The 13,446-nt window shown below is 62.2% G+C and carries 13 protein-coding genes and 1 pseudogene; 8 read left to right on the top strand and 6 right to left on the bottom strand.

The annotated features are described in order from the left end of the window. Positions 1-27 precede the first annotated feature (27 nt). The 4 genes from BLS27_RS06225 (at position 28) to BLS27_RS06210 (ending at position 2,110) form a co-directional block, all read left to right on the top strand. On the top strand, positions 28-348 hold the full coding sequence (locus BLS27_RS06225) for a hypothetical protein (RefSeq protein WP_043209760.1): 321 nt from the start codon (positions 28-30) through the stop codon (positions 346-348). A 150-nt stretch (positions 349-498) separates the two neighbouring features. After that, entirely contained in the window at positions 499-1,059 is a 561-nt protein-coding gene (locus BLS27_RS06220; protein ID WP_043209758.1) for a Smr/MutS family protein, read from the top strand. A gap of 71 nt (positions 1,060-1,130) precedes the next feature. Further along, positions 1,131-1,676 carry a GTP cyclohydrolase I FolE gene (gene folE / locus BLS27_RS06215; RefSeq protein WP_043209757.1) on the top strand — a complete coding sequence of 182 codons (546 nt, stop codon included), beginning with the start codon at positions 1,131-1,133 and terminating at the stop codon, positions 1,674-1,676. Positions 1,677-1,738: 62 nt separating this feature from the next. Continuing rightward, positions 1,739-2,110 (top strand): glutaredoxin family protein, encoded by a 372-nt coding sequence (locus BLS27_RS06210; RefSeq protein ID WP_043209755.1) that lies wholly within the window; start codon positions 1,739-1,741, stop codon positions 2,108-2,110. A gap of 113 nt (positions 2,111-2,223) precedes the next feature. On the opposite strand, the gene BLS27_RS06205 is transcribed toward BLS27_RS06210, so the two are convergent. Continuing rightward, positions 2,224-2,826: a glutathione S-transferase family protein gene (locus BLS27_RS06205; protein ID WP_090343734.1), complete on the bottom strand. Its 603-nt coding sequence runs from the start codon at positions 2,824-2,826 to the stop codon at positions 2,224-2,226. A gap of 144 nt (positions 2,827-2,970) precedes the next feature. Between BLS27_RS06205 and BLS27_RS06200 the strand changes: the two genes are divergently transcribed. Further along, on the top strand, positions 2,971-4,161 hold the full coding sequence (locus BLS27_RS06200; protein ID WP_043209751.1) for a benzoate/H(+) symporter BenE family transporter: 1,191 nt from the start codon (positions 2,971-2,973) through the stop codon (positions 4,159-4,161). Between the two features lie 63 nt (positions 4,162-4,224). Here BLS27_RS06200 and BLS27_RS24170 read toward each other — a convergent pair whose 3' ends face one another. The 3 genes and pseudogenes from BLS27_RS24170 to BLS27_RS06190 form a co-directional block, all read right to left on the bottom strand. Then, the gene (locus BLS27_RS24170) at positions 4,225-4,929 is read right to left on the bottom strand and encodes a methyl-accepting chemotaxis protein (protein WP_371906669.1); all 705 of its coding nucleotides are present in this window, start codon (positions 4,927-4,929) and stop codon (positions 4,225-4,227) included. Between the two features lie 204 nt (positions 4,930-5,133). Beyond that, positions 5,134-5,310, bottom strand: a pseudogene (locus BLS27_RS24165) (methyl-accepting chemotaxis protein); the annotation flags it as partial. A 993-nt stretch (positions 5,311-6,303) separates the two neighbouring features. Then, entirely contained in the window at positions 6,304-7,701 is a 1,398-nt protein-coding gene (locus BLS27_RS06190; RefSeq protein WP_090343731.1) for an aminotransferase-like domain-containing protein, read from the bottom strand. A gap of 153 nt (positions 7,702-7,854) precedes the next feature. Here BLS27_RS06190 and BLS27_RS06185 point away from each other — a divergent pair, with 153 nt between their 5' ends. Further along, the gene (locus BLS27_RS06185) at positions 7,855-9,030 is read left to right on the top strand and encodes an MFS transporter (protein ID WP_090343729.1); all 1,176 of its coding nucleotides are present in this window, start codon (positions 7,855-7,857) and stop codon (positions 9,028-9,030) included. A 126-nt stretch (positions 9,031-9,156) separates the two neighbouring features. On the opposite strand, the gene BLS27_RS06180 is transcribed toward BLS27_RS06185, so the two are convergent. Next, on the bottom strand, positions 9,157-9,918 hold the full coding sequence (locus BLS27_RS06180; RefSeq protein WP_070573175.1) for an SDR family oxidoreductase: 762 nt from the start codon (positions 9,916-9,918) through the stop codon (positions 9,157-9,159). A gap of 197 nt (positions 9,919-10,115) precedes the next feature. Between BLS27_RS06180 and BLS27_RS06175 the strand changes: the two genes are divergently transcribed. Next, complete coding sequence (locus BLS27_RS06175; RefSeq protein WP_090343727.1) at positions 10,116-11,117, top strand: NADP-dependent oxidoreductase; 1,002 nt, start codon at positions 10,116-10,118, stop codon at positions 11,115-11,117. A gap of 247 nt (positions 11,118-11,364) precedes the next feature. Continuing rightward, positions 11,365-12,279, top strand: coding sequence for a glycosyltransferase (locus BLS27_RS06170; RefSeq protein WP_090343725.1), 915 nt, complete (start codon positions 11,365-11,367; stop codon positions 12,277-12,279). Here BLS27_RS06170 and BLS27_RS06165 read toward each other — a convergent pair. Beyond that, entirely contained in the window at positions 12,252-13,442 is a 1,191-nt protein-coding gene (locus BLS27_RS06165) for an O-antigen ligase family protein (protein WP_090344026.1), read from the bottom strand. The two genes, BLS27_RS06170 and BLS27_RS06165, sit on opposite strands and share 28 nt — an antisense overlap. Positions 13,443-13,446 lie beyond the last annotated feature (4 nt).

Below are 13,446 nucleotides of genomic sequence, written 5' to 3'. Positions count from 1 at the left end.
TTCCGGATACCTACAGAGGAAATCGGAATGAAGCTCAAAGGCAGTTTCGACGCCAAACGCCTGCGCCAGCGCGAACCGCGCAACTGGGGTGCGCGCCTGGCCGCCGGCCTGTCCGCCCTGGTGGCCACCCTCGGCGTGCTGCTGGCCATGGCCGGCGTCGCAGGCCTTCTGGGCAACTACAGCGCCCTGGCCGAACTCAATGCCAACCGCCCACTGTCGGTGATCCTGGTGGTGGTCGGTTTGCTATTGCTCTACCTGGGCGTGCGCTTCTGGCGCCGCAGCCGGATTCGCCTGCGCCGCGGGCATGGGTTGAACCTCTCGCCGCACCTGATGAAAAAGCACGATTAGCAGCGTGTGCTGCTAGCCGCTTCCTCCGACATCTGCGTTCACGTTTCAAAGGGTGTCGCTGTACCTGGCGGATCGGTTCGGCGCGAAAAGGCCAACAGGCGACACAACACCGCCCACTCACGTAAAATATGCCCCCTACGTGGAGGCACCATGCAAGACGACGATTTTTCCCTCTTCAGCGCCCAGATGCGCGGCGTGAAGCCGATCAAGCACGACCGCGCCGATGTCGGCAAACCCAAGGCCGACCGCAAGAAGCTGGCCGGCCTGCGCATGGCCGCGACCGTGCACAGCGACCAACCCCTCGTGGTCGATGGCATGTCCGACCAGTTCGTCATCGACGTCGGCGCCGAGGACGAACTGATGTGGCGCCGTGACGGCGTACAGGAAAGCCAGATCCGCAAGCTCAAACTCGGCCAGATCGCCTTCGAAGGCAGCCTGGACCTGCACGGCATGACCGTGGAAAAAGCCCGCGAGACCCTTTGGGATTTCATCGCCGAGGCCACCAAGCTCGAAGTGCGCTGCGTGCGCGTCACCCACGGCAAGGCTGCGCGCCTGGACGGCAAGCGGCCGATGATCAAGAGCCACGTCAACACTTGGCTGCGCCAGCACCCGCAGGTGCTCGGCTTCACCTCCTGCCAGGCCCGCCATGGCGGCACAGGTGCGGTCTATGTGATGCTCAAGCGCACCATGCTCGAAGGACGCGACGAGTGACGCCAGGCTTGCAGCCTCGCCCTCGCCGCCGTACCCTTCGTCTTTGCGATTAATCCCCCACAGGTAGATCCATGTCCCTGGAACAGAACTACACCGCGATCCTCAGCCAGCTCGGCGAGGACGTCTCCCGCGAGGGCCTGCGCGACACGCCCAAGCGGGCCGCGAAGGCCATGAAGTACCTTTGCCGCGGTTATGAACAAACCCTGGAAGAAGTCACCAACGACGCGCTGTTCACCTCCGACAACAGCGAGATGGTGCTGGTCCGGGACATCGAGCTCTACTCGATGTGCGAACACCACATGCTGCCCTTCATTGGCAAGGCCCACGTGGCCTACCTGCCCAAGGGCAAGGTCCTGGGCCTGTCCAAGGTCGCGCGCATCGTCGACATGTTCGCCCGCCGCCTGCAGATCCAGGAAAACCTCAGCCGCCAGATCGCCGAAGCGGTGGAGAAAGTGACCGGCGCCGCTGGCGTGGCCGTGGTCATCGAGGCCAAGCACATGTGCATGATGATGCGCGGCGTCGAGAAGCAGAACTCCACCATGATCACCTCGGTGATGCTTGGCGAGTTCCGCTCCAATGCCGCCACCCGCAGCGAGTTCCTCAGCCTGATCAAGTGATCGGCGTGTGACTGCGAGCCGACCCTTAGGGGTCGGCTTTTTCTTTTGTTCAGGAGTTGTCCATGATCGTCAAAGCCCTGCGGGTCGGCCTCGGCCAGCTTATCGTGTTCGGTGACTGGATCAGCCGCCCGGCCAAGCGCAAGCGTGATGCCGCAGCCCAGGCGCAGGTCGCCAAAGACGCCCAGAACCTGGCGCTGTACCAGTTCCATGCCTGCCCGTTCTGCGTCAAGACCCGCCGTACCTTGCACCGCCTCAACGTGCCGGTGGCCCTGCGCGACGCCAAGAACGACCCGGTACACCGCCAGGCTTTGCTTGAAGGCGGTGGCCGGGTGAAGGTGCCATGCCTGCGGATCGAGGAAGCCGGCGAGGTGACCTGGATGTACGAATCCAAGGCCATCATCGCCTACCTGGACAAACGCTTCGCGGCAGTTTGAAACCCAGGCTGCTCCGGCCTTTTCGCGGGTAAACCCGCTCCCACAGGTACCAAGAACCCTGTCAGAGCGGGTTTACCCGCGAAAGAGCCGGAGCAGCTAGCAAAAAGCCTGGATCAGTCCACCATCGGCACATGCCGCGGATGGCTCGCCACCCGCGCCAACCACGCCCGCACGCCGGGGTAGTCCGTCAGGTCGAAGCCGCCCTGATGCGCCACATGGGTGTAGGCATACAGCGCCACGTCGGCGATCGAATACTGGTCACCAACCAGATACGGCGTCATCTGCAGTTGCCTCTCCATGACCTTGAGCGCTTTGTAGCCGCCTTTGTGCAGCTTGCGGTATTCCTCCACGCGCTCATCAGGCAGCCCCAGGTAGAACTGGATGAACCGCGCGACGGCAATGTACGGCTCATGGCTGTACTGCTCGAAGAACTGCCATTGCAGCACCTGGGTGCGCAGACGTGGCTCGGTGGGCAAAAACCCACTGCCATCGGCCAGGAAGTTCAGGATCGCGTTGGACTCCCACAGGCAGGTGCCATCCTCGAGCTGCAGCACCGGGACCTTGCCGTTGGGGTTCATCGCGAGGAACTCCGGCGTTTCGGTTTCGCCCTTGAGTATGTCCACCGGCTGCCACGTGTAAGGGCGATCCAGCAGGTGCAGCATCAATTTGACCTTGTAGCAGTTGCCGGACTGGTAATCCCCATAAACCTTGTACATCGCCCCTCCCCTCTCGTGCAGTTGCGCAATCGCGCCCAATAGTTGGCGACTGTACGGCTAAATGCAATGGCTGCTGTATCGCATCGATTGCGCCAGGTCACGGTAGTCTGAAAAAACTGCTTACACCTTTACAAGGACTTTTCAATGACCGATGCCACCTCCGCGCGCCTGCGCCCCCTGGCAGACAGTTCTGCGTCGGCGATCGTCGCCGGCTTCATCGCCATGCTCACGGGGTACACCAGCTCATTGGTGCTGATGTTCCAGGCGGGCCAGGCTGCTGGGCTGACCAGCGCGCAGATTTCCTCGTGGATCTGGGCCTTGTCGATCGGCATGGCGGTGTGCAGCATCGGCCTGTCGCTGCGCTACCGCACGCCGATCACCATTGCCTGGTCGACTCCAGGCGCTGCACTGCTGATCACCAGCCTTGGCGGGGTCAGCTATGGCGAGGCCATCGGCGCCTATATCACCTGCGCGGTGCTGGTGCTCATCTGCGGCTTGACCGGCAGCTTCGAGCGCCTGGTGCGGCGCATTCCTGCGTCCCTGGCCTCGGCGCTGCTGGCCGGTATCCTGTTCAAGATCGGCAGCGAAATCTTCGTCGCCGCCCAGCACCGTACCGTGCTGGTGCTGGGCATGTTCTTCAGCTACCTGCTGGTCAAGCGCCTGTCGCCACGCTACTGCGTACTGGCCGCGTTGCTGGTGGGCACCGCCCTGTCGGGCGCCCTGGGCCTGCTGGATTTCAGCGGCTTCAACCTGGAGGTGGCCAAGCCGGTGTGGACCACCCCGAGCTTCTCGCTGGCGGCGACCATCAGCATCGGCATCCCGCTGTTCGTGGTGGCGATGACTTCACAGAACATGCCAGGCGTCGCCGTGCTGCGGGCCGATGGCTATCAGGTGCCGGCCTCGCCGTTGATCTCGGCCACCGGCTTCGCCTCGCTGCTGCTGGCGCCGTTCGGCTCCCACGGGGTGAACCTGGCGGCAATCAGCGCGGCAATTTGCACCGGGCCCCATGCCCATGAAGACCCGAGCAAGCGTTACACCGCAGCGGTGTGGTGCGGGATTTTCTACGGCATCGCCGGGGTGTTCGGCGCCACGCTAGCGGCCCTGTTTGCGGCGCTGCCCAAGGAGCTGGTGCTGTCCATTGCTGCACTGGCGCTGTTCGGCTCGATCATGAATGGCCTGAGCGTGGCCATGGGAGAAGCCCGTGAACGCGAGGCGGCCCTGATCACCTTCATGGTGACGGCCTCGGGGTTCACTTTGTTCTCGATCGGCTCGGCGTTCTGGGGGATCGTGGCGGGGGTGTTGACCTTGCTGATCCTGAGCCCGCGCAAAGGCTGAGGATGTCTTGTTGCCAGTGCCGGCCTGTTCGCGGGTTAACCCGCGAAGGGCCGACACACTCGATCACAATCTGAAATGGCCGACCATGCCCTTGAGATCCGTGCCCAACTGCGCCAGCTCGACGCTCGAGCGGGCGTTGTCCTGCATGGCCAAGGCAGCTTGATCGGCGCTGCCGCGGATCTGCGTGACGCTGCGACTGATCTCCTCGGCCACCGAGCTTTGCTGCTCCGCCGCCGCGGCGATCTGCTGGTTCATCTGCTGGATCAACGACACCGCAGCCGCGATGCTGCCCAGCGCACTTTCGGTGTGCAGCGCATCGGCCACCGCCAGACGCACCAGCTCGGTACTGCCACGAATCTGCGACACCGACTGCTGGGCGTTGCCGCGCAGGCTGGCAACCAGGCGCTCGATCTCTTCGGTGGATTGCCGGGTGCGCCGCGCCAGGGCCCGCACCTCATCGGCCACCACGGCAAAACCGCGTCCCTGTTCGCCGGCCCGGGCAGCCTCGATCGCCGCGTTGAGCGCCAGCAAGTTGGTCTGCTCGGCGACGCTCTTGATCACTTCCAGTACGTCGCCAATGGTATGGATTTCGGCACTCAAGCTGTCGATGCCAGCGCTGGCGGTTTCCGCCGCGGCAGCCAACTGCTCGATGCGCTGCATGCTCTGGCGCACCACCTGCTGGCCTGACTCGACCTTGTCGTCGGCGCTCTGGGCCGCCTGGGCAGCCTCCTCGGCGTTGCGCGCCACATCGTGCACGGTGGCTGTCATCTGCTGCATGGCAGTGGCCACCTGCTCGGTTTCTTCCTTCTGGCTGCCCACCTCACGGTTGGTCTGCTCGGTGACGGCCGACAGCGCCTGAGCGTTGCCGGCTAGTTGCTCGATGCCCTGTTGCAGGCCGCTGACAATGCCGGCAAGCCCGGCGGCCATCTGCTGCATGGCCAAGGTAAGCTGGCCGACCTCATCGCGCCGCGTGGTTTCGGCCTCGACAACCAGATCGCCCGCAGCGATGCGCTGGGCCCGGGCGATCACACGCTTGAGCGGCCCGACCACGGCGCGGGTGATCAACCAGGCGGCGAGCACACCAACCAGCAAGGCCAGCACGGTGGCCAAGGCGATGGCGACCGTGCTGCGGGCAAGTTCGCCCTGCATGACCTGCTCCTGGTTCGCATAGGCCTGGTTGACCCGCTGGGTGACCCGATCGGCCTGGGCCTGCAACTGAGCCTTGATGCCCTGCTCCTTGGCGAGCAGATCGGTGTATTCGTTGAGCTTGTCGGAGAAACTGGCGATGTGCCCTGCCACCTCGCCCAACACGCTCTGATAACCGGTGTCGCTCACCGACGCCTTGAGCTGATCGACCAGGCTCGCCGCTTCCACGGTCTGGGCGATGCGCCCTTCGTTGACCGCCTCCTCCCCCTTGCGCCCCTGCTCCAGGCGCACCCGCGCCTCGTCCATGGCCTGCAGCATCAGACGCGAGACCTGCGCCACCTGGCCGGCCTGCTCGAGGAACTCGCTGCCCTGCTGGCCTTGGGACTGTTTGAGGGTGTAGGTGCCATCGTCGGTAAGACCTGACTGCAGCACATCGAGGTTATTGGAGACACTGGAGACCGACCAGCTGGCCATGTCCAAGGCCAGTTCCTTGGCCTGCACCGCTTCGACGAAGACATCGAAGGCCTGGCCATAGGCGGTCAGGTCGCCTTCGGTGGCAGCCAAGGCCGGGAGCGTGCGGGCACGCTCGATCAGGCTTTGCAGGTCCTTGCGCAAGGTTTCGGCTTCCTTGATGTCCGAGCGCAAAGCAAAACCCTGTTCGTGCTGACGCAACGTGAGCAGGTCGGTGTTGAACTGGCTCATCTGGCGCAGGCCATCGAAGCGCTGGCCCAGGCCCTGCAAGGCGAAGACGCCGATGGCGGCCACCGCCAGGGTCAGCAACAGCACCAGGGCAAAGCCCAGCCCCAGCTTGCGGGCCATGCCCAGGTTGGCCAGAACACCGTGCTTGGTCGCCCGCATCGCCCATTCCCCCTGCCAGTCCATCGCTGTTTTCAGGCTGCACGACAGCCCTTTTTCAGCCAAGAGTGGCAACTGCGCAACCCCACCCACAAGCCCCACCCGTCACAATGGTGTCAAATAGCTATGAGCGTGTCGCTTTCAGCGTGCTGAAGGTCGCCCTGCGTACCGAAAGAACGCCTGAGCCCGTTGGTCCTGCCCATACGCGACATTGATCCGCAGCCAGTCACTCGGCGCGCCCTGATGATCGAACGCACTGCCCGGCGTCAGCAGCACCGCGTTATCCAGGGCTACGCGCTCCAGGGCAGCAAAGTCGCGCCCGGGCGAGCGTACCCAGACGAACATCCCGCCATAGGGTTCGCAGAACACCTCCCAGCCGAACGCCTCCAGTTGCCCCAGCAGCTTGGCCATGTGCTGCCCCAGTCGCACCCGCAGACGCTGCACGCTCTTGCGGTAACTGCCATTGGCAAGCATCTGCCCCACTACCTGTTCGGCAAAGCGCGACGTACCGATGCCAGTGACCATCTTCAGTTCCGCCAAGCGGCCGATCAGCGCCGCATCGGCCACTAGGTAGCCCACCCGCAGCGAACTGCTCAGGGTCTTGGAGAAACTGGCCATGTAGATCACCCGCTGCTCGCTGTCGAGCGTGGCCAGGCGCGTGGCCGGGCCGTCCTGAAAATCTGCGTAGATGTCGTCCTCGACGATGCGCAAGTCGTGCTCGCGGGCCAGCTCCAGCAGGCGATAGGCGACCTTCGGCGTCAGGCTGGTGCCGGTGGGATTGTGATAGAGGCTGTTGGTGAACAGCACGCGCGGGCTGTGTTCGACGAGCAAGCGTTGGAGCTCGTCCAGGTCCGGCCCACTGGCTGTACGCGGCACCGGCAGCATGCGCACTTGGTGCTGGCGTAGCAGGTTGAACAGGTTGTAGTACCCCGGACTTTCCACCAATACCACGTCGCCTGGGCGCAAGAGGGTGCGCACCAGCAGATCGAGGGCATGGCTGGCACCTTGGGTGGTGAGGATGCGTTCGGGGCCAGCGGCGATATCGATGCGCGCCAGGCGCTTGTGCAGTTGCTGGCGCAGGCTGGCCAGGCCCAGGGGCGGGCAATAATCGAACAGATCCTCCACTTTGCCACGGCTGACCAGGCGCACGGCCTGGGCCACCTCGGTGTTGGCACGCCATGCGCTGGGCAGCCAGCCGCAGCCGAGCTTGAGCAGTTCGTCATGGCCTTCACGAAACTGTCGCCAACTGCCATCCACCGCTTCGCCCCAGGCTTGCTCCTCTTCCAGCGGCAGGCCTGGCTTGCGTTCGGCGACGAAAAAGCCCGTACCGTGGCGCGCCTGAAGCCAGCCGCTGGCCACCAGGCGGTCATAGGCTTCGATCACACAGGCCGGGCTGACAGCCAGGTTGCTCGCCTGAGTGCGGATCGACGGCAACCGCGCGCCAGGGCGCAGGCGTTGCTGTTCGATCCAGGCTTGCAACTGCTCGGTCAGTTGCTGGACCAGCGGGGTGGCGCAGTCACGATCCAAAACGATAGGCATGGGAAGTGTTCGCTGATTTTTGCCGAACAGTTAATCACAAATGCGCCGGGAGTGTGCCTTGTTGATGCAAGGGGAGCAGACCACTGTTGGTCGTACTGGCTCATTCGCGGGCAACCCGCGAGCAGCCGCTACGAATGACCCAAGGATGCCCAGATGCCCACCCGCTCAGCCCCGGCCCGCCTGGCCTTCGCCCTGTGCCTGATCACCCTCGCCGTAAACCTGCAGGCGCCCCTGTACATCGCTTACGCCGACCTCTCCGGTCAAGGCGCGGCCGCCACAGCGGTGGCCTTCTCCGGTTATGTGCTGGGCGTGTTGCCCGTGCTGCTGGCGTTGGGCGGCCTGGCGGACCGAGTCGGCCGACGGCCGCTGATTCTCACGGCCCTCGCCTTGTCCATGATCGCCACGGGACTGATGCTGCTCGCCCCGAGCCTGCAGACGCTGGGCCTGGCGCGGCTATTCCTTGGACTGGGCACGGGCCTGGCCTCAGCGACCGCCACCGCCTACATGAGTGAGCTGATGCCTGGCCACGACAGCAGTCGCGCCGCCACCTGGGTGACCGCCAGCACATCCCTGGGCTTTGGCCTGGGCGCTGCACTGACAAGCCTCTTCCTGCTGCGCGGCCCCACCCTGACGCCGGGCAGCTTCCACCTGCAACTGCTGCTCGCCGCCGTCGCGCTGGTGTTGGTCTGGCGCCTGCCCGATCTGCGTCCTGCGCAGCGCGGCGCCATGCTGCGCCTGCCCTTCTACCCCAGTGGCAGCCTGGCCTATGGCTTGGCCATCCTGCTCGCCTGGGCCTGCGTAGGCCTGGTGATAGCCCTGTTGCCGGGGGTCTTGCGTCAACACGGGCTGAGCGCCTGGTCCGGTTTTTCGACCTTCTGCGTGATCAGCTGTGGCCTGTTGTTCCAGCCCATGGCACGTCGCATGTCCAACGTACGTGCAACCTTGCTCGGATTGGCGATTCTTCCGTGTAGCTACGCCCTGCTCGCCTGGGGCGCCGACAGTGGGCGGCTGGCTGCCGTGCTGCTGGGCGCGGTCGCTGCCAGCAGCGCGTGCTACGGGTTCATTTACTTGGGTGGACTGGCGGCAGTGAACCAGTTGGCAGGGCCTGAGAAGACCCGGGCCAGCGCGGGTTTCTTCCTGCTGGCGTACCTGGGGTTCAGCCTGCCGGTGATCTTCACGGGGCTGCTCAGTGACCGTCTTGGCTCACGAACAGCGTTGGTTGTGTTTGGCGCCGTGTTACTCACGGGGTGTGGAGTGGTTGCCTTGACCCTATGGTTGTCAGCACGGGCCCATTTGCGGGTAAACACGCTCCCACAGGGCTCGCGGTAGCGGACTGCCTGCACTTTTCAGCCGTGCAAATACCAGCCCCACAGGCACAGCGATGTTGATGAGAACACCGGAGAACCTGTGGGAGTGGGTTAACCCGCGAAAAGGCCGACGCAGCTTCAATTGGCCTCAAATAGCCGTGGCCCCACCATCGACAGCCAGACTATGACCGGTGGTGAAGGCCGCGCCATCGCTGCACAGATAAAGCACCGCACTGGCGATCTCCTCGACCTTGCCGATGCGTCCTACCGGGTGCATCGCGGCAGCGAACTCCGCTTTGCGCGGGTCGGACTCATAGGCCCGGCGGAACATGTCGGTATCGATTACCGCCGGACACACCGCATTCACCCGAATGCCCTTCTTGGCGTACTCGATCGCCGCCGACTTGGTCAGGCCGATCACCGCGTGCTTGGAGGCGCTGTAGATACTCATCTTCGGCGCCGCCCCCAACCCCGCGACCGACGCAGTGTTGACGATCGCCCCGCCGCCTGCGGCAAGCATCAGCGGTAGTTGGTACTTCATGCATAGCCACACGCCTTTGACATTCACGCCCATGATCGCGTCGAACTGCGCCTCGCTGCCCTCTGCCAGACGGCCCTGCTCGATCTCGATGCCCGCGTTGTTGAAGGCGTAGTCCAGGCGACCGTAGGCTTCGATGATGCGCTCGTGCAAATGGCGCACCTCGGCGTCCTTGGTCACATCACAGGCCACGAACAGCCCCTCACCACCGGCCTGGCGAATCAGCGCCACCGTCGCCTCGCCGCCCTCCACATCCCGGTCGGCCACCACCACCTTCAAACCCTCGACAGCGAACGCCTGTGCCGTCGACCGGCCAATCCCCGCCCCACCACCGGTGACCAGGGCTACCTGGCCGGAAAACGTCATGCTCATTACGGGCTCCTGAACGCTGATTCGTTATGAAGGCTGAGTCTAGTCATGACAGCCGCGCGCTGGGCAGCACGATCATCCAGGTGTATCGAGGTGTATTTGCGCAAGCAGTGAAACTTGATCGCCACCGGCCCTCGGGCTATCAAAGGGGTCTATCTTGAACGTTCAAGCTGCCTACCCCATTCCCAAAGGGAACCGCCATGCCCCAGACCAACCGCCGCTTCCTGCTCAGCAAACGCCCCGTCGGCGCCGTGCGCCGCGACGACTTCACCTACGAGCAGGTCCCCGTCACCGAGCCCGCCGAAGGCCAAGTGCTGGTGAAAAACCTCTACCTGTCCCTGGACCCCGCCATGCGCGGCTGGATGAACGAAGGCAAGTCCTACATTGCCCCCGTCGCTCTCGGCCAGGTGATGCGCGCCCTGGGCGTCGGCGAAGTGATCGCCTCCCAGCACCCTGACTTCAAGCCCGGCGATCACGTCAACGGCCCGCTCGGTGTGCAGGACTACTTCGTTGGCGAGCCCCAAGGCCTGTACAAGATCGACCCACGCCTGGCCCCCCTGCCCCGCTACCTCTCAGCCCTGGGCATGACCGGCATGACCGCCTACTTCGCCCTGCTCGACGTCGGCCAACCCAAGGCCGGTGAAACCGTTGTCCTCTCCGGCGCTGCCGGTGCCGTGGGCAGCATCGCCGGGCAAATCGCCAAACTCAAAGGCTGCCGCGTCGTCGGCATCGCCGGTGGCAAGGAGAAATGCCAGTACCTGAAGGACGAGCTCGGCTTTGACGGCGTCATCGACTACAAAGCCGAAGACGTCCTGGCCGGCCTCAAACGCGAATGCCCCAAAGGTGTGGACGTGTACTTCGACAACGTCGGCGGCGACATCCTCGACGCCGTGCTCAGCCGCCTGAACTTCAAGGCCCGCGTGGTCATCTGCGGCGCCATCAGCCAGTACAACAACAAGGACGCCGTCAAAGGCCCAGCCAACTATCTGTCACTGCTCGTCAACCGCGCGCGGATGGAAGGGTTCGTGGTGATGGATTACGCCAAGGAGTACGGCAAAGCCGCACAGGAGATCGCCGGGTGGTTGGCCAGTGGCCAGGTGAAGAGCAAGGAGGATGTGGTGGAGGGGTTGGAGACGTTCCCGGAGGCGCTGCTCAAGCTGTTCAGTGGAAAAAATTTTGGGAAACTCGTTATAAAAATCTGACAGATCACCGGCCATTATTCGTCGCAACCTTGTCCTAAAAGGCGGGCCGCAAAGCGGCCCGTCGGCCATCGACGATGACACCGCAACGACCAATACCCCCTTGACGTTGTCAGCATGGACATCCGTTGGCGCCCCTAAAATTTCTTTACTTGCGTACCGATGTTAAGATGCGATCAAACCGCTTTAGCCAGCCTGAGCGTGACATCTCACAAACTTGCCATCAGGTTTCAAGATCTAGGGATTTTCTATGGGTGCTGAACGTCACGATGCTGCTGATTCACCTCTGGTGACAGTCATCATCGCGTCCTACAACCATGCACGCTACATTGAAGCGAGCATTGAGAGTGTCATTAACCAAACCTATTCCAATATCGAACTTCTTGTCGTCGATGATGGCTCGAAAGATGACAGCCCTGCACGCCTGAAGCGCCTACAGGAGCAGCATGGTTTCGACCTGAAGTTCCAGGCCAACAAGGGCCTTGCCCGCACTCTCAATGAAGCGATCGCACGCGCGCGAGGTGAGTTCATCGTTCCGTTCGGCTCCGATGACATCATGCTTCCCCATCGTATCGCCCGCCAAGTGGAGTACATGAGGGACAAACCTGAAGTCGGCATCTGCTCGGCCAATATCGAAACCATCGACCAAGATGGCAAGGTCATGGGGGCACGTGAACAGCGTAATCGGAACCTGCCTTTCCGCCGCCTCGATTTCGACGATCTGTTCCTGGATCGCAAACCGGGCCCGATGGCTGCCACGCTGATGCTACGGCGCGAAGCCTTCGAAAAGGTGGGTGGATTCAACCCTGATATTCGATTGGAAGATGTCTACATCGAATTGGCGATCAGCCACGCCGGCTACTTTATCGATGTGCTTGGCGAGGTATTGGCGCAATACCGTGACCACCCTACCAATACGTTCAAGAACGGTCGATTCATGGTGGACAACGTACTGAGAACGTACGAGGTTTACCGTGATCATCCACAATATGAACAAGTGTGCATGAACTACCGCAATTCGATGGTGCTCAAGTATGCAAACCGTGATAAACCGCTTGCCCGGGAAATCCTGGCGGAAATCCCGGTCAAGTATTGGAACAAGAAAACCTTGCGTGGCATTTGGAGGCTGATGACCTCTCAAACGGCTCGTTTGCGTGTCCAATAAATCAGCGATTGTGCATATACCAAGGCCATTGGTATCCAGATCAAATACCAATGTTCCTTAGGGCGTGACATGAAGGCACTGCCTTCGGTCAAGCCCGAAGCGAAGCCGAAAATCAGCCAGGTTGCCGCAAGCGTCACCGCGGGGTGCTTGCGGTATACCCAGCTGAAATACAGCGCCAGGCCGTAGAGGGTCATCCAGAGCGCCAAGCCCACTATGCCGCCAGAATAAAGCACTCCCAGTTCAATGTTGTGTGGGTCGGATAAAGGGTCTATCCCAGGCAAGATCACTGTCATGGGGGTATCAAAACCATGACCAAGCCATGGGCGTTCGCTAATCTGGCGCAGTGCCTCCATCCAGATCGCAGGACGATAGGATGCGCCCCGCTGGGTAATGACTTCGGGATGGGTCAACGCTAAACCAATGAGCACGAGAGCAATTGCCGCAATGGCAATAAGGCCACGCCGACGATCACCAACGATCAGAAGCCATCCCAAGGCGGCGGTAAGCCCAATCAATGAGGTACGCGCCCCCGTCGCCAGGACTGCCCCCCCCAATACTGTCAAGCAAAGGAGCGGCAATGGACTCAAGGCGCTACGAGCTTGAAACCATGATGCCAGCCAAAACGCCGCGAAGGCTCCGAATACGTGCCCAGTGAGCAAAGGGTTATAGAGCGCGCCATAGCCTCTAAAACGGCTGATACCGATGATTTCGGTCGAGGAAAAATAGAAGAGCGAGAGTCCCGCCGTCAATGCCGCGAAAATGGCGGCAAAGTGTGTACCCCGCTTAAGATGCTGCGGGCAACGCGACGCTATGATGCCGGCGGAAAATAGTAACATCGCAATGTACAGAGGTCGTTTTAACAAGCCACCGATAGAGGTTTCCGCCTCGGCCCAGGTAATGGAAAGCAGGATGTACGCACTAAAAACAAGAAAAGCGATAAACAGTGGATTTTTTATTAATGGTGCAACCAAGCGTGGTTGCAGCACCAGTACCAGCAGCGTGGGTACGGCCAGTAAGATATAAAAAAGCTTATGGTACAGCGCGCGATCCCAGGCCCAGAAAATCCCAGTGAGCGTAACCAACCAGCCTATCGGCAATACGTAAGTACTGATCAGACTCCCCAGACGTTGGGCTTTGCTATCTAGCGGCATATCAATTGACATCAAG

Origin of the sequence: Pseudomonas guariconensis (assembly GCF_900102675.1) — a bacterium.
GTDB classification, from domain to species: Bacteria; Pseudomonadota; Gammaproteobacteria; order Pseudomonadales; family Pseudomonadaceae; genus Aquipseudomonas; species Aquipseudomonas guariconensis.
This window is presented reverse-complemented; position numbering and strand designations above follow the sequence as displayed.